This is a genomic window from Thauera sp. JM12B12 (assembly GCF_039614725.1).
GTDB lineage: Bacteria > Pseudomonadota > Gammaproteobacteria > Burkholderiales > Rhodocyclaceae > Thauera.
Genome location: NZ_CP154859.1, coordinates 1,625,542 through 1,645,788, shown reverse-complemented (window position 1 = coordinate 1,645,788; position 20,247 = coordinate 1,625,542). Strand labels below are relative to the sequence as shown.

20 protein-coding genes are annotated in these 20,247 nt (G+C 68.0%); 7 read left to right on the top strand and 13 right to left on the bottom strand.

Annotated features, from left to right (window positions below):
* Window positions 1-18 precede the first annotated feature (18 nt).
* The 7 genes from rluB to AAG895_RS07350 are packed head-to-tail and all read right to left on the bottom strand — an operon-like array spanning window position 19 to window position 6,007.
* On the bottom strand, window positions 19-1,173 hold the full coding sequence (rluB, locus tag AAG895_RS07380) for a 23S rRNA pseudouridine(2605) synthase RluB (RefSeq protein ID WP_345794855.1): 1,155 nt from the start codon (window positions 1,171-1,173) through the stop codon (window positions 19-21).
* Window positions 1,121-1,723, bottom strand: a complete 603-nt coding sequence (gene scpB / locus AAG895_RS07375) for an SMC-Scp complex subunit ScpB (RefSeq protein WP_345794854.1) — start codon at window positions 1,721-1,723, stop codon at window positions 1,121-1,123. The genes rluB and scpB overlap by 53 nt, the downstream gene beginning before the upstream one ends.
* Window positions 1,701-2,531, bottom strand: a complete 831-nt coding sequence (locus AAG895_RS07370; protein ID WP_345794853.1) for a ScpA family protein — start codon at window positions 2,529-2,531, stop codon at window positions 1,701-1,703. The genes scpB and AAG895_RS07370 overlap by 23 nt, the downstream gene beginning before the upstream one ends.
* A 37-nt stretch (window positions 2,532-2,568) precedes the next feature.
* Window positions 2,569-3,771, bottom strand: coding sequence for a tryptophan--tRNA ligase (locus tag AAG895_RS07365; RefSeq protein ID WP_345794852.1), 1,203 nt, complete (start codon window positions 3,769-3,771; stop codon window positions 2,569-2,571).
* A gap of 4 nt (window positions 3,772-3,775) precedes the next feature.
* Window positions 3,776-4,435 (bottom strand): site-2 protease family protein, encoded by a 660-nt coding sequence (locus tag AAG895_RS07360; RefSeq protein WP_345794851.1) that lies wholly within the window; start codon window positions 4,433-4,435, stop codon window positions 3,776-3,778.
* 27 nt (window positions 4,436-4,462) lie between these two features.
* A complete protein-coding gene (locus tag AAG895_RS07355) occupies window positions 4,463-5,086 on the bottom strand; it encodes an L-threonylcarbamoyladenylate synthase (protein ID WP_345794850.1) in 624 nt (207 codons plus the stop codon).
* A gap of 39 nt (window positions 5,087-5,125) precedes the next feature.
* Window positions 5,126-6,007, bottom strand: coding sequence for a 3',5'-nucleoside bisphosphate phosphatase (locus tag AAG895_RS07350; protein ID WP_345794849.1), 882 nt, complete (start codon window positions 6,005-6,007; stop codon window positions 5,126-5,128).
* Between the two features lie 135 nt (window positions 6,008-6,142).
* Between AAG895_RS07350 and AAG895_RS07345 the strand changes: the two genes are divergently transcribed.
* The gene (locus AAG895_RS07345; protein WP_345794848.1) at window positions 6,143-6,787 is read left to right on the top strand and encodes a YitT family protein; all 645 of its coding nucleotides are present in this window, start codon (window positions 6,143-6,145) and stop codon (window positions 6,785-6,787) included.
* A 278-nt stretch (window positions 6,788-7,065) separates the two neighbouring features.
* On the opposite strand, the gene ylqF is transcribed toward AAG895_RS07345, so the two are convergent.
* A complete protein-coding gene (gene ylqF, locus AAG895_RS07340) occupies window positions 7,066-7,995 on the bottom strand; it encodes a ribosome biogenesis GTPase YlqF (protein ID WP_345794847.1) in 930 nt (309 codons plus the stop codon).
* Between the two features lie 388 nt (window positions 7,996-8,383).
* On the opposite strand from ylqF, the gene AAG895_RS07335 reads away from it, so the two are divergent.
* The 3 genes from AAG895_RS07335 (at window position 8,384) to AAG895_RS07325 (ending at window position 14,060) form a co-directional block, all read left to right on the top strand.
* The gene (locus AAG895_RS07335; protein WP_002926583.1) at window positions 8,384-8,593 is read left to right on the top strand and encodes a cold-shock protein; all 210 of its coding nucleotides are present in this window, start codon (window positions 8,384-8,386) and stop codon (window positions 8,591-8,593) included.
* An 89-nt stretch (window positions 8,594-8,682) separates the two neighbouring features.
* Complete coding sequence (locus tag AAG895_RS07330) at window positions 8,683-10,707, top strand: DEAD/DEAH box helicase (protein WP_345794846.1); 2,025 nt, start codon at window positions 8,683-8,685, stop codon at window positions 10,705-10,707.
* Between the two features lie 194 nt (window positions 10,708-10,901).
* Entirely contained in the window at window positions 10,902-14,060 is a 3,159-nt protein-coding gene (locus tag AAG895_RS07325; RefSeq protein WP_345794845.1) for an EAL domain-containing protein, read from the top strand.
* A 43-nt stretch (window positions 14,061-14,103) separates the two neighbouring features.
* Here AAG895_RS07325 and AAG895_RS07320 read toward each other — a convergent pair whose 3' ends face one another.
* The 3 genes from AAG895_RS07320 to AAG895_RS07310 are packed head-to-tail and all read right to left on the bottom strand — an operon-like array spanning window position 14,104 to window position 15,942.
* Complete coding sequence (locus AAG895_RS07320) at window positions 14,104-14,652, bottom strand: YaeQ family protein (RefSeq protein WP_345794844.1); 549 nt, start codon at window positions 14,650-14,652, stop codon at window positions 14,104-14,106.
* Complete coding sequence (locus AAG895_RS07315) at window positions 14,652-15,422, bottom strand: hypothetical protein (protein ID WP_345794843.1); 771 nt, start codon at window positions 15,420-15,422, stop codon at window positions 14,652-14,654. The genes AAG895_RS07320 and AAG895_RS07315 overlap by 1 nt, the downstream gene beginning before the upstream one ends.
* Before the next feature lie 10 nt (window positions 15,423-15,432).
* The gene (locus AAG895_RS07310; protein ID WP_345794842.1) at window positions 15,433-15,942 is read right to left on the bottom strand and encodes an HAD domain-containing protein; all 510 of its coding nucleotides are present in this window, start codon (window positions 15,940-15,942) and stop codon (window positions 15,433-15,435) included.
* Window positions 15,943-16,132: 190 nt separating this feature from the next.
* On the opposite strand from AAG895_RS07310, the gene fabI reads away from it, so the two are divergent.
* The 3 genes from fabI (at window position 16,133) to folE (ending at window position 18,238) form a co-directional block, all read left to right on the top strand.
* On the top strand, window positions 16,133-16,912 hold the full coding sequence (gene fabI / locus AAG895_RS07305; protein WP_345794841.1) for an enoyl-ACP reductase FabI: 780 nt from the start codon (window positions 16,133-16,135) through the stop codon (window positions 16,910-16,912).
* 14 nt (window positions 16,913-16,926) lie between these two features.
* Entirely contained in the window at window positions 16,927-17,523 is a 597-nt protein-coding gene (locus AAG895_RS07300) for a hypothetical protein (protein ID WP_345794840.1), read from the top strand.
* Window positions 17,524-17,584: 61 nt separating this feature from the next.
* Window positions 17,585-18,238, top strand: a complete 654-nt coding sequence (folE, locus tag AAG895_RS07295; RefSeq protein WP_345794839.1) for a GTP cyclohydrolase I FolE — start codon at window positions 17,585-17,587, stop codon at window positions 18,236-18,238.
* Window positions 18,239-18,269: 31 nt separating this feature from the next.
* Here folE and AAG895_RS07290 read toward each other — a convergent pair whose 3' ends face one another.
* Both AAG895_RS07290 and AAG895_RS07285 read right to left on the bottom strand, forming a co-directional pair.
* Window positions 18,270-18,611, bottom strand: a complete 342-nt coding sequence (locus AAG895_RS07290; protein ID WP_345794838.1) for a DUF3301 domain-containing protein — start codon at window positions 18,609-18,611, stop codon at window positions 18,270-18,272.
* Between the two features lie 48 nt (window positions 18,612-18,659).
* Window positions 18,660-20,240, bottom strand: a complete 1,581-nt coding sequence (locus AAG895_RS07285; protein WP_345794837.1) for an inorganic phosphate transporter — start codon at window positions 20,238-20,240, stop codon at window positions 18,660-18,662.
* Between the last annotated feature and the right edge of the window lie 7 nt (window positions 20,241-20,247).

The window sequence follows — 20,247 nt, the reverse complement described above, 5'->3', positions numbered from 1 at the left end:
CGGCCGCAGTCGACACCCTCAGCGTGGCTTCACCCCGGCACGCGGCTGCGTGCGATGCAGCTTCACCGGGCGCTTCGCGCGCTCGTCCTGCTGCCGGCTCTGCTGCGGCGCAGGCAGACCGGCAAGCGCGCAAGCCTCCGGCTCGGGCATCTCCATCCACATGCCACGCTTGAGACGGGCGGGGAGCTCGACACTGCCGTAGCGCACGCGCATCAGCCTGCTCACGGTGAGACCGACGGCCTCGAACATGCGACGCACCTCGCGGTTGCGACCCTCCGAGATGGTCACCCGATACCAGTGGTTGGCGCCCTCGCCCCCCTCGTCCCGCAGCAGGTTGAACTTCGCCGGACCATCCTCGAGCTGGATGCCCTCGGTGAGCGACTTCGCCTGCTCCTCGTTGAGTTCGCCGAGGATGCGCACCGCGTACTCGCGCTCGAGTTCGTAGCGCGGATGCATCAGCTTGTTGGCGAGGTCGCCGTCGTTGGTAAACAGCAGCAGACCCGAGGTATTGAAGTCGAGCCGCCCTACCGCCAGCCACCGTCCCTTGCGCAGCAGGGGCAGGCGCTCGAACACCGTGGGGCGGCCTTCAGGGTCGTCGCGGGAAACGATTTCGCCCTCGGGCTTGTGGTAGATCAGCACGCGCGGCGAGCGCTGGGTGAAGCGCAGCGGAATCAGCTTGCCATTGACCTTGACGCGGTCGCCAGGGCCGATCTTCTGCCCGAGCGAGGCAGGCAGGCCGTTGACTGAGATACGACCGGCCACCACCCACTCCTCGATCTCGCGCCGCGACGCGACCCCCGCCTGGGCAAGCACCTTCTGCAGGCGCTCGGGCTCGGTGAGCGTGGTGGGCGCGTTGCGCCCGCCGCCCGCGCTGCGACCGCGGCGCTCGCCGCCCTCTGGCTGCCCGAGCGCGGAGCGGTGGGCATCGGGATGGCGGACCGGATCACCCTCGATGCGCGGCCTGCGCGGCGCCGGCGCGCCGCCCGCACGGGGTGGGCGCGGCGCTCGCGGGCCACGCGGATCGGCATTGAGATGCGCATCCTTGCGGCTTGGCTGGGCGTCCTCGTCGCGCGACCCGCTGTGGGAGGCGCGCGGGTCGCGATCGAGGATCTCGATCGCGTCAGACTTCTTCTTCAGGGGCGGGCGCAACGGCCGGTTCGGTTTGCGAGACATCGACTAGATCCATGATTTTTTCGATTTCGGTGAGCGCCGGCAGCTCGGTCAGGCTGCGCAGGCCCATCTCGTCGAGGAAGCGCCGGGTGGTGGCGAACAGGGCCGGCCGCCCGGGGGTGTCGCGGTGGCCGACGATGTCGACCCAGCCGCGCGATTCGAGGGTTTTCAGTACGTTGGGCGATACCGCCACGCCGCGGATGTCCTCGATGTCGCCGCGCGTGACGGGCTGGCGGTAGGCGATGATCGCCAGCGTTTCCAGGACCGCCCGCGAATAGCGCGGCGGCTTTTCTTCCTTGAGGCGATCGAGATAGACCTGATACTCAGGCCGCGTCTGGAATCGCCAGCCGCTCGCCACCTGCACCAGCTCGACGCCGCGTCCGGCCTCGGACCATTGCGCGCGCAACGCGTCGAGAAGACGCCGCACCAGGTCAGGCCCGGGGTCCTCGTCGAAAAGCTTGCGCAGCTCGGACACCGGCAAAGGCGACGATGCGGCAAGCAGCGCCGCCTCGACGATGCGCAGGTACGCCTCAGGCGTCGTTGCGGGTTCCATCTGCCAGCTTCACGTAGATCGGCGCAAAGGCCTCGTTCTGGGTCACGTCGACCAGTCTTTCCTTCACCAGCTCGAGCACGGCAAGAAAGCTCACCACCAGCCCTGCGGGGCCGAGCCGGCCGTCGAACAGGGTGTCGAACACCACGAAGCTGCCGTCGCCAAGCTTGCGCAGGATCGCCGTCATGTGTTCGCGCACCGAGAGCTGCTCGCGCCCGACGCGGTGATGCTGGTTCAACCGTGCCTTCTTCATGATCCGCAGCCAGGCGAGCTGCAGGTCGTGCAGGCTGACTTCCGGGAGGCGTTCGACCACCTTCTCGGCGACGAACACCCCAACCCACTCGAAGTCGCGCTCAACCCGCGGCAGCGTATCCAGGCGCGCGGCGGCAAGCTTCATCTGCTCGTACTCGAGCAGCCTGCGGACGAGCTCCGCACGCGGGTCCTCTTCCTCCGCGTTCCCGCGCGGCGGCCGCGGCAGCAACATGCGCGACTTGATCTCGAGCAGCATCGCCGCCATCAGCAGGTACTCCGCGGCAAGCTCCAGGTTCGTCGCCCGCATCGCCTCCACGTATTCGAGGTATTGCGCGGTGAGCGGAGCCATCGGGATGTCGAGCACGTCGAGGTTGGCCTTGCGGATCAGGTACAGCAGCAGATCCAGCGGGCCCTCGAACGCATCGAGAAACACCTGCAACGCGTCGGGCGGAATATACAGGTCTTTGGGCAGTTCGAGCAGGGGCTCGCCGTAGATGCGCGCAAGGACATCGAGCGGCGCACCGGCCTCGATCGGTGCCAGGTCCAGCGGAAAATTCATCGTCGGGGCACGCTGAGGGAGCGGAGACCAGTGCCGCTCAACTGTAGTCCAGGCCCATGGCCTCGCGCACGTCGCGCATCGTTTCCTGCGCGAGCTTGCGCGCACGCTCGCAGCCGTCCGCAATGATGCTGCGCAGCAGCGAGGGATCGTCCAGGTACGGCTGTGCCCGCTCGTGCAGGATCTCCTGCTCCTTGAGAATCGCCTCCAGCAAAGGCTGCTTGCATTCGAGGCAGCCGATGCCCGCGCTGCGGCAGCCCTGCTGCGCCCAGCTCAGCGTGTCCTCGTCGGAGTAGATCGCGTGCAGCTGCCACACCGGACAACGCTCGGGGTCGCCGGGGTCGGTGCGGCGCATGCGGGCAGGGTCGGTCTGCATGGTGCGGATCTTGCGCGTGACGCTGTCGGCGTCCTCGCGCAGGTTGATCGTATTGCCGTAGGACTTGGACATCTTCTGTCCATCCAGCCCGGGCATGCGCGCGGCAGGCGTGAGCAGTGCCTCGGGCTCGACCATGATCATCTTGCCGCTGCCTTCGAGGTAGCCATAGAGGCGCTCGCGATCCCCCAGGGAAAGATTCTGCGTCTCGTCGAGCAGGGCCTTGGCCTGCTCGAGCGCCTCCTCGTCGCCCTCCTGCTGGAAGCGGGTACGCAGGTCGTGGTACAGGCGCGCACGCTTGGCGCCGAGTTTGCGGACGGCATCCCTGGCCTTGTCCTCGAAGCCGGGCTCGCGCCCATAGAGGTGATTGAAGCGGCGCGCGATCTCGCGCGTGATCTCGACGTGGGGCACCTGGTCCTCCCCCACCGGCACCTTGTCGGCGCGATAGATCAGGATGTCGGCCGACTGCAGCAGTGGATAGCCGAGGAACCCGTATGTCGACAGGTCGCGCCCCTCGATCCTTTCCTGCTGCTCCTTCCAGGTCGGCACGCGCTCGAGCCAGCCGAGCGGCGTCATCATCGACAGCAGCAGGTGGAGCTCGGCGTGCTCGGGCACCTGCGACTGGATGAAGAGCGTGGACTGCGCGGGGTCGATGCCGGCGGCGAGCCAATCGACCAGCATGTCCCACACGCTGTTCTCGATCACCTCGGGCGTGTCGTAGTGGGTGGTGAGCGCATGCCAGTCGGCGACGAAGAACAGGCAGGGATACTCCTCCTGCAGCCTCACCCAGTTCTTGAGCACGCCATGGTAATGGCCGAGGTGAAGGCGGCCGCTGGGGCGCATACCGGAGAGGACGCGTTCTGCGTACATGGATTCAGAAACCGAGAACGGTAGAGAGCAGGTAGCGGAAACCGGCGATCAGCGGCCACAGGATGTCGCCGAGGATGCCGGTGAAAAGCAGCACGAGCAGGATCGGAAAGCCATAGGGCTCGAGGCGGGCATAGTGCCAGGCGAGGCGGTTGGGCAGCAGGCTGACGGCGATGCGACCACCGTCGAGCGGCGGGATTGGCAGCAGGTTGAGCACCATCAGCACGGCATTGATCTGGATGCCGGCATCGGCCATCTTGAGCATCGCCACCGTGTAGGCGCCTGGATCGCTCTTCGCCGCGAAGCTGAAGAGGACCGCCCAGCCGATCGCCATCAGAAGATTGACGAAGGGGCCGGCGGCGGCGACCCACAGCATGTCGGCCTTGGGGTTGCGCAGACGGCCGAAATTGACCGGCACCGGCTTGGCCCATCCGAACAGGATGCCACCCGCACCAGCGAGCGAGCTCAGCGCCAGGATGCCTGCCGGCACGAGGATCGTGCCCACCGGATCGATGTGCCGCAGCGGATTCAGGGTGATGCGTCCTGCAAGGTCGGCGGTCGGATCACCGAAGTGCCGCGCCACGTAGCCGTGTGCCGCCTCGTGCAGGGTGATCGCCAGCAGCACCGGCAGGGCCCAGATGGCCAGGGTCGGGATCAATGCGTCCATCGCGGACTCGAATCTAAACCCCGCATGCTACAGGCCGAAGGGCTCGAGCGGGCCACGCCCTGCGCGTACCAGCTCGGGCGCGCCGGAGGTGAGATCGATCACCGTGGTCGCCTCCGGACCGCAATAACCCGCCTCGATCACCAGCTCCACCTGCTTGCCGAGGCGATCGCGGATCTCCTCGGCGTCGGTCAGCGGCAGATCCTCGCCAGGCAGGATCAGCGTGGAACTGAGCATCGGTCCGTCAAGTTCGGCAAGCAGCGCTGACACCACCGCATGCTCGGGCACACGCAGGCCGATCGTCTTGCGCTTGGGGTGAAGCACACGGCGCGGCAGCTCCTTCGTGCCCTCGAGGATGAAGGTGTAGGGGCCGGGCGTGACCGCCTTGAGCAGCCGGTACTGGCTGTTGTCCACCCGCGCGTAGGTGCCGATCTCGGAGAGGTCGCGGCACAGCAGGGTGAAGTGATGTCGATCGTCCACGCCGCGGATACGGCGGATGCGCTCGAGCAGGGCGGCGTCGCCGACCTGGCAGGCGAGCGCATAGGCCGAGTCGGTGGGCAGCGCAACCAGGCCGCCGGCGCGGATGATCTCGGCCGCCTGGCGCACCAGGCGCGGCTGCGGCTGCTCGGGATGCAGGGAGAAGAATTGGGCCATGTTCGTATTCGTGCGTTGGGGCGTGCGGGCCTTGCCCGCTCAGTGCGACGCGGCGGCAGGCAGCAGCCGGGACCATACCGGCTCGAGGTCGGGCGGCAGCGGGTTGCAGCGCCCCAGATCGACCGGGCTCTCGCGCTCGCCGTGGAAATCGGATGCGCGCGAGGCGAGCAACCCCCGCTGGCGGGCCACCGTCGCGAAGCGGCGCATCTCGTCGTCCGTATGCGCACCGGACACGACCTCCACCGCCTCGCCACCGGCGGCGACGAAGCGATCGAAAAGCCGGCTCAGGTTATCCGCCGAGAGACGATAGCGCGCCGGATGCGCGACCACCGCGATGCCGCCGGCGGCGCGGATCCAGCCCACGGCGTCGTCGAGCGCCGCCCACTCGTGCTCGACGAAGCCCGGCTTGCCGCGCACGAGGTAATGGTCGAACACCGTCCTGACGTCTGGCATGACGCCGCTTGCAACCAGATGACGGGCGAAATGCGCCCGGCTGACCAGTGCCGGATTACGCGCGAAGCGGCGCGCACCCGCGAGCGCACCGCGGATCCCCACCTTCTCGAGCGCCTCGCTCATCAGCTGCGCACGCGCATCGCGGCCCGAGCGCACCTGCTCGAGCCCCTTGACCAGAACCGGGTGGCGATGATCGATACCGAGGCCGACGATATGGATGGTCTCGCCGGCAAACGAGACCGAAATCTCGACCCCCGCCACGAACGCCAGCCCATGCGCGCGTGCGACCTCCGCCGCGGCATCGATACCGCCTACCTCGTCATGATCGGTCAGCGCGAGCAACTGGACGCCGTTGGCAAGCGCACGGAGCACGAGCGCCTCGGGCTCGAGCCAGCCGTCCGAGACCGTCGAATGGCAATGCAGATCGGCGTTGATGGCGTGCAGCCCGCCGGCCGCCGGGAGCTTCATGGTTTTCCTGTCGGGGACATGTCGGCATGAATCATAACAAACGCATCCCTGAGCCGTCGTGCCAACCGGTTTCCCGGACGATCCGCGCGCGCCGCCCACCCTTATCATTGCGCCCTGAGTTCCCGTCTCGAAACCATGTCCGAACCCGAAGCCACACCCTCACCCGCGCGCCCGCTGCTACCTGCAGGCCGCGCCCACACCCCGTTCGAGGACGTTCAGGGCGTGCTCACCGGCTGCCTTTTCGTCGCCCTCGCCCTGGTGATGTTCCGCGAGGGCACGCTGCTGACCGGTGGCACGACCGGCCTCGCCTTCCTCGCGCACTACCTCGTCGGCTGGCCACTGGGCGCGGTCCTGTTCCTGCTCAACCTGCCCTTCTACGTCTTCGGGCTGCGCACGCTGGGGCGCGCGTTCACGATCAAGACCTTCTGTGCGGTCGCCGTGCTCGCAGCGCAGACCGAGCTCGTCCCGGCGCTGGTCAGCTTCGAACGGCTCGATCCGGTTTTCGGCGCGATCATGGCGGGGCTGCTCGCCGGCACCGGAATCCTGATCCTGATCCGCCACGGCGCGAGCCTCGGCGGCGTCACCATCCTCGCCCTCTTCCTGCAGAAGCGGCGCGGATGGCGGGCAGGCTGGGTGCAGATGGCGATCGACTGCGCGATCCTTTCGCTCGGCCTGCTGTTCCTGCCGGTCGACAAGCTGGCGCTGTCGGTGCTGGGCGCCGCGGCACTGAACTTCGTGATCGCGGTCAATCACCGTCCGGACCGCTATTTCGGCATCTGAGCCATGCACACTCCGCCGCAGCCCCTCCCCCCGCCGACCCCACCCCTGATCGCCGAGCTTCGGCGCTGCCCCACCTGCAATCGCTGGGGCGGCCGACGCGCACTCGACGGTGATGGTGTCACCGTGCAGCTGCATCCAGCCGAGCCGCGCGGCCCCTGCAACGAAGGCCCCTGGCACGGCTCCCTGCGCGGCCCGCGAAATGCATGCGGGCAATGGCTGCGTTGGTTCGCGATCCTGGATGTCACGGCCCCGCAGCAGGAGTCCGCTGCCAGCCCGGGTCAGTCGTCCCCACCGTCCGCCTGAGCGGAATCCGCACCCGCCGCGGCCGCTGCGGCCGCCTGCGCAGCGGCGATCATCGCCATGCGCGACTCCGGCGTCTCCAGGCTGATGCGCCCGAGCGCACCGTCGCGGTAGTCCTGCAGCAGGATCTGCGCGGCCTTTTCCAAGTCGAGCCCGCCGCCCTTGACCAGGCAGCCGCGGCGGCGGCCGACCGCCTCCACCAGCGCCGGTCCATCCATGGCCGCCAGCAGCGCGGCATCGAGGCGATAGCGCGCCCCCAGTTGCGCCGGATAGCGCGCGATCAGGATCTCGCCGAGAAAAGCCGCGACCTCTTCATCGATCACCGCGTTGCGCCCGATTGCGTGGCTGGCGGCGAGCATGTAGCCGTCGGCGTCGTAGTCGATCTTGGGCCACATCATCCCCGGGGTGTCGGTGAGCGTCATGCCCGGACCGAGGTCCAGGGTCTGCTGATGCTTGGTCACCGCCGGCTCGTCGCCCACCTTGGCCACCTTGCGCTTCAGGAGCGCATTCATGAGCGTCGATTTGCCCACGTTCGGGATGCCCATGATCATCATCCGCAGCGGCTTGGTGCCGTCGTCGCGGTGCGGTGCGAGTTGCTGGCACAGCAGCGGAATACGCGCCACCTCGGCAGCGTTCTTGGCCGAGATCGCCACCGCCTTCACGCCGGGCTGGCGGTTGTAGTGGTCCATCCAGGCGCGCGTGACCGCCGGGTCGGCGAGGTCGGACTTGTTGAGCAGCTTCAGGCAGGGCCGATTGCGGAAGCGCCGTAGCTCGCCGATCATCGGATTGCTGCTCGCCTCGGGCAGGCGCGCGTCGGTGACCTCGATGACGACGTCGATCATGGCCATCGCCTCGGCCGCCTTCTTGCGCGCCGAGGCCATATGACCGGGAAACCACTGAATGGGCATGGAAGATCCCTGGGATGCTGGTAAGGCCGCGATTATCCCACCAGCCGCGGGCTGGCCGGCGCATCATCGACGATTGCGCGCAGCCGAAGCGCCCGGATTCTCGCCCCATGGGTGGAGCGGATCGGCCGAGAATCCGCCCTTATCTCGACGCTTGCCGGCGACGCGGAACGGCGCGCCGGTTTTTTTCATGCCAATCGTGAAATAAATCGACGCAGGCTGCGAAAAGCGTGTATCGTGCCGCTCGCAGTCGATTCAAGCAGTGGTTGTTCTGGTGGTTGCCAGCGTGTTCCAAGAGAGCGCGTGTCGGTTTGATGCCCCCTGATTACGTTTCTTGATCGTTCCTGCATCTCCGGGGCGCAAGCCCGCAATTTTTCAAATGGAACGCAAAATGAGCACTCAAACCGGTACCGTGAAATGGTTCAACGACGCCAAGGGCTTCGGCTTCATCACCCCTGAAGGCGGCGGCGACGACCTGTTCGCCCACTTCTCGGAAATCCAGAGCAAGGGTTTCAAGAGCCTGGCCGAAAACCAGCGCGTGGAATTCGAAGTCAAGACCGGCCCGAAGGGCCTGCAGGCGGCCAACATCCGCCCGCTGTAATCGACGCGACGTCCCGGACGTCCCTCGATTCATCCCGAACGCGGCCTTGCGCCGCGTTTTTGCTTTTGTAGTGCCCGGCCCGGAACATCATGACCGACTCTGCCCGCCCCGAACCCACGGACACCGAAGCCACGCTGAGCTTCGCCGACCTCGACCTGCCCGCGCCGCTTCTCTCCGCCCTCGCCGAGGTCGGCTACGAGACACCCTCGCCCATCCAGGCCGCCTGCATCCCGCAGCTGCTGGCCGGCCGCGACATCCTCGGCGAGGCCCAGACGGGTACCGGCAAGACTGCCGCGTTCGCGCTGCCGATGCTGGCGCGCATCGATCTCGCCGACACGCGACCGCAGGTACTTGTGCTCACCCCGACGCGCGAACTGGCGATCCAGGTCGCCGAGGCCTTCGCCAAGTACGCCCACCACCTCAGGAACTTCCACGTGCTGCCGATCTACGGCGGCCAGAGCATGGTGGTGCAGCTGCGCCAGCTGTCGCGCGGCGCCCAGGTCATCGTCGGCACCCCGGGGCGGGTCATGGACCATCTCGAACGCGAAAGCCTGAAGCTCGATGCGCTCAAGGCGATCGTGCTCGACGAGGCCGACGAGATGCTGCGCATGGGTTTCATCGACGACGTCGAGTGGATCCTCGAGCACACGCCGGCCGAGCGCCAGACCGCGCTGTTCTCGGCGACGATGCCGAACGTCATCCGCGACGTCGCCCGCCGCCACCTGCGCGAGCCGCAGGAGATCAAGATCCGCGCCGCCACTTCGACCGTGGCCAAGATCAGCCAGCGTTACTGGCTGGTGCGCGGGGTGGACAAGCTCGATGCGCTCACCCGCATCCTCGACGCCGAGGAGAGCTTCGACGCCGCCATCGTGTTCGTGCGCACGAAGATCGCCACCGAGGAACTCGCCGACAAGCTCGCCGCACGCGGCTACGCTGCGGCCGCCCTCAATGGCGACATGACCCAGGGTCTGCGCGAGCGCGTGATCGAGCAGCTCAAGAACGGCGCGCTCGACATCGTCATCGCCACCGACGTCGCCGCCCGCGGCATCGACGTGCCGCGCGTGTCGCACGTCATCAACTACGACATCCCCTACGACACCGAGGCCTATGTGCACCGCATCGGCCGCACCGGCCGTGCCGGTCGCGAGGGGGTGGCGATCCTGTTCGTGGCGCCGCGCGAGACGCGCATGCTGAAGATGATCGAGCGCGCCACCCGCCAGCCGATCACGCCGATCGCACTGCCAAGCAGCGAGGAGGTCACCAACCTGCGCGTGGCGCAGTTCAAGCGCCAGGTGGTCGATGCGATCGCCAGCGAGGATCTCGGCTTCTTCATGGGCATCGTCAATGACCTCGTCGAGGAGAACGAACTCGACATCCACGAGGTTGCCGCCGCACTCACCCTGCTCGCCCAGCGCGAACGCCCGCTGCAGATCGAGCAGTCCGGCCGCGGCTGGGAGATCGCGACCGCGCCCACCACCTTCGAGGGCCGCGCCCCGCGCGCCGAGCACTTCACCACCGGCGCGCCGCGCGAGCGCGCGCAGCGCCCGAATCGCGACGAGATCCTCGCCCGCCGGCGCGCGTTCTCCGACGGTGCCCTGGTGCGCTATCGCATCGAGGTCGGGCGCGCCCACGGCGCCAGCCCCAAGGAGATCGTCGGCGCGATCGCCAACGAGGGCGGCATCGAAGGCAGGTTCATCGGTCAGATCCACCTCTTCGACGATTTCTCCACGGTGGAACTGCCTGCCAACCTGCCCGAGGATCTGCTCGCCACGCTCAAGCGCACCCGGGTGCGGCAGATGCAGCTGAACATTCGGGCGCTGAGCGCCGCCGAGGCCGCAAGCACGCCGGAGCGCCGGCGCCCGCCTCGCGAAGACGGTTTCCGCCCGGCCGGCGGCGAGGAACGTCCGCGCAAGTTCAGCGACAGCGAGCGCAGGCCCTACGACCCTGAACGCAAGCCGCGCCCGGACTTCGGCCCTGCGGGCAAGGGGCGGGCGCGCGACGGGGACGACCGCCGCCCCGCCCCGCAAGGCCCGGCCGGCCCGCACAAGCAGTTCGACAGGCCCAGCCGCGGCCCGGACGGCAAGCACAAGCCCTACAAGCGCCGCGAAGGCTGATGCGGGCAGGCGGCGTGAATTAATCCGCACATGCGCGCCCGCCCATTGCCTAAAATGGGCGGTCTTTTCACCGGACCGTAACACACGTGTGCGTTCTTTCCCCCGCCGGCGCACACGATGCCCCTGCAGCCTGCCGCCAACCGGCCGAGGCAGGTCCGTCTTGCGCCTCGCGCGCAGGCGGGTGCAGGACGGCATTGGGCGCACTGCTTCGCCACCTCGCCGTGTGGTTGCTGCTGCTCGCCGGAATCCCGGCCCACGCGCAGCCGCCACTCACCCTGGGTGTGTTCGCACTGCGCCCGCGGCCGCTCGTCGAGTCGATGTGGCAGCCCTTCGTCGATTACCTCGGTGAGGGACTGCAGCGTGAAGTTCGGCTGCGCGTGCTCGACAGCGCCGAGATGCGCGATGCGCTCGCCCGCCACGAGCTCGACCTCGTCCTCACCAACCCCACCCACCTGATCGAATTACGCGCGTCGAACCCGCTGTCCGGGGCGATCGCAACCCAGCTCACACGTGCCGGCGATCGCGTGCTGCGCAGCTTCGGCGGTGTGATCCTCGCGCGTCGCGACACGCCCGGCCTGCGCACGCTGGCAGACCTCGCCGGAAAGCGGATCGCCACCACCGGCGCCAACTTCCTCGCAACCTACCCCGCCCAGGCGATGGCACTGAAGGAGGCCGGAGTGGATCCGGGGTCGCTGCGGCTGTCCCTGTTCGGCCAGGACCAGGACAGCGTGATCGACGCCCTGCTGGCGGGCGCGGTCGACGCCGCCTTCGTACGCACCGGCCTGCTCGAGCAGCTCACCCGCGAGGGGCGCGACCTCTCGATGCTGACCGTGCTCGACAGCCGGACGCTTCCCGACTTCCCCTATCAGAGCTCGACCCGGCTCTACCCGGAATGGCCGCTGGTCGCCCTCGCCCATGCCGATGAGCAGGTCGTGCGCAAGGTTGCCGCCCTCGTGCTCGCACTCCCGGCGGACCACCCGGCCGCCCACGCCGCCGGGATTGGCGGCTTTACCATCCCTGCGGACTACTCGGGCGTGGAGCAATTGGTGCGCGAGCTCCGGCTCCCCCCCTTCGACCACAGTCCGTCCGTCACCTTGCGCGACATCTGGCAGCAGTACCAGGCCTGGATCTTCGCGCTCGGACTGGCGGCATTCACCATCGCGCTGCTGCTCCTGCGGCTGCTCCAGAACAACCTGCGGCTCGCCCGCGCCAGCGCCACCGAGCGCAGGCTGGCCGCGCAGATCGACCTCGAGCGCCACCACCTGCGCAACGTGGTCGAGGCCACCCAGGCCGGAAGCTGGACCTGGGACCTGGAGAGCGGCATGTGGTCGATCGACCGCCGCTCGGCTGCGCTGCTCGGCCTCGAGTCGGTCCCCGCTTCGGGCCTCGACCGCGCGCGCTGGCGGGCGCTCGTCCATCCCGACGACCTCGCGGAGGTCGAAGCGGCGCTCGCGCGCCATGTGCGCGGCGACACCGACTGCTTCGAGCACGACCTTCGTCTGCGCCATCGCGACGGCCACTGGATCTGGGTGCACGATCGGGCCATCGCCGCACGCCGCGGCGGCGACGGCAACGCGCTGCTGCTCACCGGCGCGCAGATCGACATCACCCGGCGCAAGTCGGCCGAGGAGAAGCTGCGCCTGGCTGCGAGCGTGTTCTCGTCGAGCTACGAGGCGATCATCATCACCGATGCGGACAACCGCATCGTCGACGTCAATCCGGCCTTTACCCGGATCACCGGGTTCAGCCGCGATGAGAGCATCGGCCGCGACCCGGGGCTGCTCAACTCGGGGCGCCAGAGCCGTGACTTCTACCGTGCGATGTGGGATGCCCTCGATCGCAATGACTACTGGCAGGGCGAGCTGTGGAACAGGCGCAAGGACGGCAGCGAGTTCGCCGAGGTGCTCTCGATCAGCCGCGTGCGCGATGCCGAAGGCCGGCTGCTGCACCACGTGGCGATGTTCTCCGACATCAGCCGGCTCAAGCGCCAGGAAGAAGAGCTCAATCGCATCGCCTACTTCGATCCGCTTACCGGCGCGCCCAACCGCCGCCTGCTCGACGACCGCCTGCGTCAGGCGATTGCCCATGCCAACCGCACGGGCAAGTCGCTCGCCGTGTGCGTGATCGACCTCGATGGCTTCAAGCCGATCAATGACCGCCATGGCCACAAGGCCGGCGACGAAGTGCTGATCGGCATTGTCGATCGGCTCAACGCCATCCTGCGCGCGAGCGACACCGTGGCCAGGCTCGGCGGCGACGAGTTCGTGCTGCTGCTCGAGGACGTGGAGGGCGAAACCGTGCTCGAGCGCGTCCTGGAGTCGATCAGCGAACCGCTGCAGGTCGGCCACGACAGCGTCAGCGTGTCGGCCAGCATCGGCGTCACCCTGTTCCCCGAGGACAACGCCGACCCCGAGACCCTGCTCCGCCACGCCGACCAGGCCATGTATCGCGCCAAGCAGCGCGGTCGCAACTGCATCCAGTATTTCGATACCGGGGTCGAGGAAGAGCAGCGCCAGCGCAAGCTGCGCAGCGACCGCCTTGCCGAGGCCTTGCGCAAGCACGAGTTCGTCCTCCACTTCCAGCCGCAGGTGGATATGAGCAGCGGCCGTGTCGTCGGCCTCGAGGCACTCATCCGTTGGCAGCACCCGGAGTGCGGGCTGCTGCTGCCTGCAAGCTTCCTGCCCGACGTCGCCGGTAGCGAGCTCGAGACCGCGATCGACCAGTGGGTGATCGACGCCGCGCTCGAGCAGCTCGGCGCCTGTCGCGCACAGGGCATGGATATCGGTGTCAGCGTCAATGTCGGCGCGCGCCTGCTGCTGATGCCGGGTTTCGTCGGCATCGTGCGCAGCGCACTCGCCCGCCACCCGGACATCCCCGCTTCGCGACTGGAACTGGAGATCCTCGAATCCTCGGCGCTCGACGACATGGTGCTCGCCACCGAAGTGCTTCATTCCTGCCGGCAACTCGGTGTGCGGGTCGCGCTCGACGACTTCGGCACCGGTTACGCCTCGCTGCGCCATTACCGGCAGCTGCCGGTCGACCTGCTCAAGATCGACCGCAGTTTCGTGCTCGACATGCTCGAGGATGACGAGGCGCGCGCAATCGTCGGCGCGGTCGTGCAGCTGGCGCGCACCTTTGGTCGCGAGGTCATTGCCGAAGGGGTCGAGACACCTGCGCACGCGCAAGCGCTGCTCGGGCTGGGCTGCAGGCTGGGCCAGGGTTTTGGCATCGCGCGTCCGATGCCCGGGGCCCATGTCGTTCCCTGGTTCCGCTGGCAGACCACGACCGAGGAAGCTGCGGCAGCACCGGCTGCGGACCCCGACTGCACCTGCCACGCGTCGCGGCACCCCTGATTCGGGCGCGCTGCGTCGGCGCCGAACGCGGCCCTCGGGACCCTCAGCTGCGCTCGGCCCCAAACAGCAGCGTGGGCTCGATCCCAACAGTATCGCGACCATTGGTCACCCACACGTGGCCGTCCTGGATGCTGAACTGCAGCCGCATGGTGCGCTCGGCCAGCCTGGCCAGCTCGGCACTCTGCTCGCGGCCGAGCTGGAACACGCGCAGGCGCTCGTGACGCTCGAGCTTGGCGCGCACCCCGCTCCACCACACTTCGAGCGCCCGCCCATAGGCGACGATCACGACCTCGTGCGCACGCCCACAGGCCTTGCGGATCCACTTCTCGTCGGGCTGCCCGACGTCGATCCAGCGTTCGATCGCGCCGGTGAGGTCCTTCCGCCACAGGTCGGGCTCGTCGTCCACGCACAGGCCCTTGCCGAAGCCGAGCGCTGGATCGGCAAAGAGCGCAAAGGCGAGCAGGCGCACCATCATGCGCTCGTCGGTCTCCGAAGGATGGCGGGCGAGGGTGAGACTGTAGTCGGCGTAGTGGTGCCGATCCATGTCGGCGACCTGGATCTCGGCCTTGAAGATCGTGGCCTTGAGTGCCATCAGTGAATCTGCGCCGAGCCGCGGCTGGCTTGCTGCCAGGCCACCACCGCGCGCGCGGCATGGGCCATGACGAGGTCGCGCTGGGGTGCCGGAAGCTCGCGCGCCAGCGCCGCGAAGAGGGCCTGGGTGGCCTCCTGGCCGACGCCATCGGCGGCCAGCCCGTCCGCCAGGCAGCGGATCTGGATGAAGGCGAGCGCGTCGGCCACCAGTCGCCACCCCGCGACTGGCATGACACGGTTGAGCGCGAGCAGCTGGCTCCCGAGATGAGTTGCCAGGCGAAGCGCTTCGTCGCGGTTCTCGGTCGCGATCGAGGAGTGCCAGAGCGCGAGGTGCAGGCCGCGTCGCAGCTCGACCTTGAAGTCGATCGCGTTTGCCTCGGCGGCGTCGATCCCTTCGAAATGCCGCAGGAAGCGCGCCTCCCCGGCTTCGTCGAGGCCGGTTCGCAATGCACCGATGAGCTCGGTGAGTCCGGGTATCGCCACCAGCCCGAAGGCCTGGCTCCACACCAGGCCCCACTGGTCCATGCCGCTCAGCAGCAACGCCAGGCGCAAGGCCCGGGCCTCCTGGTCATGGCCCCGCGCGGTCCATTGCGCCAGTTCGAGCCGCAGCGATTCCACGCCCTTGCGGCGCACCGCGTCGGTCTCGGCCACGCTGAGGCGGAACACGCGGGCGAACGCCTCCTGCGCCAGCCGCGCGGCCTGGCGCTGGGCATCGGCGTCGACGTAGGCGGCAAGCTCGTCGGGCGGGAGCTGGATGTCGGGAGCGTTCATTCGCGCAAACTCAGGCAATGTTGCGCGCCCACAGCGAGGGCGCTGCGCGTTCGAGGCGGTTGCCGGTGCCGGCACGAAAACCCTCGAGCACGCGCCGCAGGGCATCCGCGTCCTCGGTCGTGAAGCCGCGCTTGAAGTCGGTGAGGATCAGGCGCGAACGCGACAGCCAGTTGCCAGGGGCGTCGTCGATCGCGCACCAGGCCGCTTCCGCGGGATTGGGATCGTGCTGGGCGAGCCACAGCATGGCCTCGCGCTCGCGCAGCCCGTGCAGTTCGGCGCCCGTCTTGGGCAGCATGTGGGGCGTGGCACCGGCGATCTGCGGACGCACATCATCCGAGAAGCGGGCGACCAGCTTCTGCATCGAGAACAGCATGCGCCAGTCCGAAGCGATGACGATCCGCGCTTCGGCGAACTCCCGCACCACCGCTTCGATATGCGGCAGGCAACGAAAGTCCTCGACTTCGCCCCAGGGGTGGGTGACGCCATCGAAGTCCATGAAGATGTATGCGGTCCGTGTCATATTCCACTCGGCGGCAGGCAAAATCCGCGCTCGGTTTCCAAAGATGCTGCAATGCGCAATATACTCGAAACCGAGGCACACCGCCGCGTACCTAATTTCACGACCGGTCGCATTTTCGTAATCCGGCAAGGTTTCAATCCGCCTTTGTTGCATTGCACCAACACCCTTCCCCCTCCCACAAGGAAAAAACATGAGCCCCATCATCAGCCTGGAAGGCAAGGTCGGTCTGATCACCGGCATCGCCAACGAGAAATCCATCTCTACCGGTGTTGCGGAAGCCTGCGCGCAGGCTGGCGCCAAGCTCGTCATCACCTATCAGAACGAGAAGACGCGCGCCTTCATCGAGCCGGTCATCCACCGCCTCGGCGTGCAGGACGTGCTGTTGCTCGACGTCACCCGTCCCGAGACCATGGACGCGGTATTCGCCGAGATCGAGGCGCGCCACGGCAAGCTCGACTTCGCCATCCACAGCATGGCTTTCGCCAAGCGTGACGATCTGCACGGCCGCGTGGTCGACACTTCGCCCGATGGCTTCGCGATGGCGATGGACGTGTCCACCCACTCCTTCGTGCGCCTGGCGAAGAAGGCCGAGCCGCTGCTCGAGAAGGCAGGCGGCGGCGCGCTGGTGACGATGACTTACCTCGGCTCGGAAAAGGTCATCCCCAACTATGGCGTGATGGGCCTGTGCAAGGCGGCGCTCGAGGCCGCGACCCGCTACATGGCGGCCGAGCTCGGCGGCAAGGGCATCCGCGTGAACGCGGTCTCGCCGGGTCCGCTGATGACGCGCGCAGCGTCCGGCATCGCCGGCTTCGACGGGCTGATGGCGGCCGCCGTCGAACGCTCGCCCATGCATTCCCTGGTCACGCCCGAAGACATCGGTGCCCTCACCGCCTTCCTGGTGTCCGATGCCGGCCGCCTGGTCACCGGCGGGGTGCATTTCGTCGACGCCGGCTATAACATCATGGCGTAACGCACGGAGGTTCCATGATCGATCTGGCGGCGGCACGCGAGGCGATCGGGCGGCAGGCGATCACGCTGCCCGACCCGGTGCCGCCCCATCCCCTGCTCGACGGCAAGCCCGAGATCGGTCGTGGCGAGTACTCGGTGGTCCTCGACAAGGGCGACGGCGAGCGGGTGTACAAGATCGTCAGTTCGCCTGCCGACTATTTCCTGTACACCGCCGACGACCGCCCGCGCGGCGAGCACTTCCCGATCGTGTATGCCGATCACGGCATCATCGGCCGCGCCGCATCGGGCTACCCGCTGCACCTGATCGAGATGGAGCGCCTCTATCCGCTCGCCGAGGACTCGCCGGCCGCCGAGCTCGCCAAGCGCCTGATCGAGTACTACTGGTCCTCGTGCCAGCAATGGAGCCGCCTGGGGGCGGACATGGGTCGCATCGCGCTCTACCACATCACGGTGAATCCGCTGGCGATCAGCCTGAGCCTGCAGCAGGCGCTCAAGGCGCTGTCGGATTTCGTCGAGGACTATCAGGTCCTGCCCGACATCCTCAACGCCAACAACCTGATGATGCGCAGGGACGGCACCCTGGTGTTCTCCGACCCCGTGTTCATTGCCTGAGCCTTCCGGGCGCGTATCATCGGGGGCTCCGAGGCACGGCCTCATCGCAGGAGCCTCTGGCATGAGCACGTCCGAACACGACCACACCCGCCACGACCATCCGCCCGCTCGCCCTTCCGGCGCGATCGGCATTCCGCGCAGCGGCGACTTCGATGTCCGCGCCTTCGAGCGCGCGGTCGGCGACCTGCTGCGTGCCTGCGGCATCGCAGCAGACAACGCCCACACCGGCCGCACCGCGCAGCGCGTGCGCGAGCTCTGGCAGCGGCGCTTGCTCGGCGGCTACGACCTCGACCCCGCCGACGTGCTTGGCGACGGCTTCGAGGATCCTCGCCGCGACATGGTCATCGTGCGCGGCATCGCCGTACATGGCGTCTGCCCGCATCATCTCGTGCCGTTTCGCGGTGTCGCCCATGTGGCCTATTTGCCCGGCGGGCGGCTGCACGGCTTCGGTCGCATCGCCCGCCTGGTGGACGCGATCGGCCACCGCTTCACGTACCAGGAGTGGATGACGCGCGACATCGCCGACGCGCTGATGACGCACGGCCGCGCCGCGGGCGCCGCCTGCATCATCGAGGCCGAGCAGCTGTGCCTGCTGCTGGGCGAGGACCGCCGGGGCGACGAGCGCGTCGTCACCCAGGCCTTCGCGGGCGAGTTCGAACGCTCGGCGCAAGCGCGCAACGAGTTCCTGCGCGCGATCGACGGCACGCGGAGCTGAGTCCCCGCGCTTGCCGCGCGGACCGGCCTTGTCAGTGCAGGTCGATCACCACCGCACGGCGCGCCAGGCGGTGGGCGGTGACGTCCACCAGCACCACTTCGCGCCCTTCGAGCACGACCGAGCCCGCGTGGCGGTCGTCGCCGCTCACCGAATACTCGAAGGCGAACGCACGGCGCAGAACCACGTGCCCACGGTCGTCGCGCGCCGGACGCAAACCGTGGCCCACCACGGTCTCGTCGAGAAACTGCACCCCTTCGCGCAGGCAGGCGCGGCGCGCAGCGTCGATCCCCGCCTCGCGCGCCTTGAGGCTGTCGAACCAGAACCACACGAGCGCGCCAAGCGCGAGGACGAGGAGCAGCTCGGCGAACGTCATGCGCGCCCCGCTGCCGAACTGCTGCGTGCGACGCTCATGGTGACGCGGTCAGGGCAGCATCATGCCGCGGATCGTGAAGAACAGGATCGCCGCCATCAGCGCGGACGCCGGCACGGTGATGACCCAGGCCGCCGCGATGCGCATCAGCTGCGAACGCTTGACCAGCTCGCGCCGGTAAACCTTCTTCAGGTCCTTGCGCTCACCCTTGGAGAAGTGCGCGGGGTCCTCGGCGTTCTTTGCGCGATTCTTCAGATCCTGGAGCATGAGCCCCTTCTCTTCCACCGAGGCCTTCTCGAAGCGCTTGATGAACGACTCGATCGCGGCCAGGTCGCCTTCCGGGTGGTGCGCCTTGATCTCGGCGACCATGCGGTCGTAGTTGCTCTTGAGGTATTCGCGCAGGAAGCCGACACCGAACACACCGCCCACCGCGATATGGGTCGAGCTGACCGGCAGGCCGAGCTGGCTCGCCACGATCACCGTGATGGTCGCGGCCATCGCGATGCAGTAGGCGCGCATCTGGTCGAGCTCGGTGATCTCCGACCCCACGGTGCGGATCACCTTTGGGCCGAACAAGGCGAGGCCGAGCGAGATGCCGATCGCGCCGACCATCATGACCCAGGTCGGAATCGGCGCCGCCTTGTGCATCTCGCCGCCCGAGGTCACCACATCGACGATCGCGGCGAGCGGTCCGACCGCGTTGGCGACGTCGTTGGAGCCGTGGGCGAAGCTGAGCAGCGCGGCGGCGAAGATCAGCGGCACCGTAAACAGCTTGTTCACGCTCTGCTTGGTGTTGGCGACGATGCCCGAACCGCCGCTGAGCACCTTGCGTACGACGAGGAAGACAAGCGCACCGACGATGAAGCCATAGAGCAGGCCCGCGCCGAAACCGACCTTCCACACCTTGTTCAAGCCCTTGAGGATGAGGTAGGTCGCGAAGGTCCATGCCATCAGGCCCACCAGCAGCGGCACCATCTTGCGCGCTGCCTCCGCCATGTCCGCCTGGTAGGTGATGCTGCGCTTGACGAGGTACAGGAAGCCGGCGGCGAATACGCCACCGAGCAGCGGCGAGACCACCCAGCTGGCAGCGATGCCGGCCATGGTTCCCCAGTCGACGATGGACGGGCCGGCGGCAGCCATCCCTGCGCCGAGCACCGCGCCGACGATCGAGTGCGTCGTCGACACCGGCGCACCGACGGCGGTCGCCAGGTTGAGCCAGAGCGCGCCGGCCAGCAGCGCCGCCAGCATGATCCACACGAAGGTGTCGGAGTTGGTGATGAGGTCGGGGTTGATGATGCCACTGCGGATGGTACCGACCACCTCGCCCCCGGCGATGAGCGCCCCCGCGGCCTCGAAGACCGCCGCGATGACGAGCGCGCCCGCAAGGGTGAGGGCCTTCGAGCCCACCGCCGGTCCGACGTTGTTGGCGACGTCGTTGGCGCCGATGTTCATCGCCATGTAGCCGCCGATCATGGCAGCCATCACGAGCGTGAGGCTGCCCTCGCCGGAACCGTTCAGCGCGGCGTAGAACATCACGCCGACGATGAAGATCACCCCCATGCCGAGGCGGAACACCTCTCCACGGCCACTGTGCGCCGCGCGCTCGATGTCGCTGATGTGCTGCAGGTCCACGTTGGGA

Excerpts from the sequence above, each read along its gene's own strand:
- AAG895_RS07330 (WP_345794846.1), top strand. The coding sequence starts at position 8,683 with ATGACCGACTCTGCCCGCCCCGAACCCACGGACACCGAAGCCACGCTG.
- AAG895_RS07355 (WP_345794850.1), bottom strand. The coding sequence starts at position 5,086 with ATGGCCCAATTCTTCTCCCTGCATCCCGAGCAGCCGCAGCCGCGCCTG.
- folE (WP_345794839.1), top strand. The coding sequence starts at position 17,585 with ATGAGCACGTCCGAACACGACCACACCCGCCACGACCATCCGCCCGCT.
- AAG895_RS07290 (WP_345794838.1), bottom strand. The coding sequence starts at position 18,611 with ATGACGTTCGCCGAGCTGCTCCTCGTCCTCGCGCTTGGCGCGCTCGTG.
- AAG895_RS07300 (WP_345794840.1), top strand. The coding sequence starts at position 16,927 with ATGATCGATCTGGCGGCGGCACGCGAGGCGATCGGGCGGCAGGCGATC.
- fabI (WP_345794841.1), top strand. The coding sequence starts at position 16,133 with ATGAGCCCCATCATCAGCCTGGAAGGCAAGGTCGGTCTGATCACCGGC.
- AAG895_RS07370 (WP_345794853.1), bottom strand. The coding sequence starts at position 2,531 with ATGAATTTTCCGCTGGACCTGGCACCGATCGAGGCCGGTGCGCCGCTC.
- scpB (WP_345794854.1), bottom strand. The coding sequence starts at position 1,723 with ATGGAACCCGCAACGACGCCTGAGGCGTACCTGCGCATCGTCGAGGCG.
- AAG895_RS07320 (WP_345794844.1), bottom strand. The coding sequence starts at position 14,652 with ATGGCACTCAAGGCCACGATCTTCAAGGCCGAGATCCAGGTCGCCGAC.
- AAG895_RS07315 (WP_345794843.1), bottom strand. The coding sequence starts at position 15,422 with ATGAACGCTCCCGACATCCAGCTCCCGCCCGACGAGCTTGCCGCCTAC.
- AAG895_RS07365 (WP_345794852.1), bottom strand. The coding sequence starts at position 3,771 with ATGTACGCAGAACGCGTCCTCTCCGGTATGCGCCCCAGCGGCCGCCTT.
- AAG895_RS07360 (WP_345794851.1), bottom strand. The coding sequence starts at position 4,435 with ATGGACGCATTGATCCCGACCCTGGCCATCTGGGCCCTGCCGGTGCTG.
- AAG895_RS07350 (WP_345794849.1), bottom strand. The coding sequence starts at position 6,007 with ATGAAGCTCCCGGCGGCCGGCGGGCTGCACGCCATCAACGCCGATCTG.
- rluB (WP_345794855.1), bottom strand. The coding sequence starts at position 1,173 with ATGTCTCGCAAACCGAACCGGCCGTTGCGCCCGCCCCTGAAGAAGAAG.
- AAG895_RS07345 (WP_345794848.1), top strand. The coding sequence starts at position 6,143 with ATGTCCGAACCCGAAGCCACACCCTCACCCGCGCGCCCGCTGCTACCT.
- ylqF (WP_345794847.1), bottom strand. The coding sequence starts at position 7,995 with ATGCCCATTCAGTGGTTTCCCGGTCATATGGCCTCGGCGCGCAAGAAG.
- AAG895_RS07335 (WP_002926583.1), top strand. The coding sequence starts at position 8,384 with ATGAGCACTCAAACCGGTACCGTGAAATGGTTCAACGACGCCAAGGGC.
- AAG895_RS07310 (WP_345794842.1), bottom strand. The coding sequence starts at position 15,942 with ATGACACGGACCGCATACATCTTCATGGACTTCGATGGCGTCACCCAC.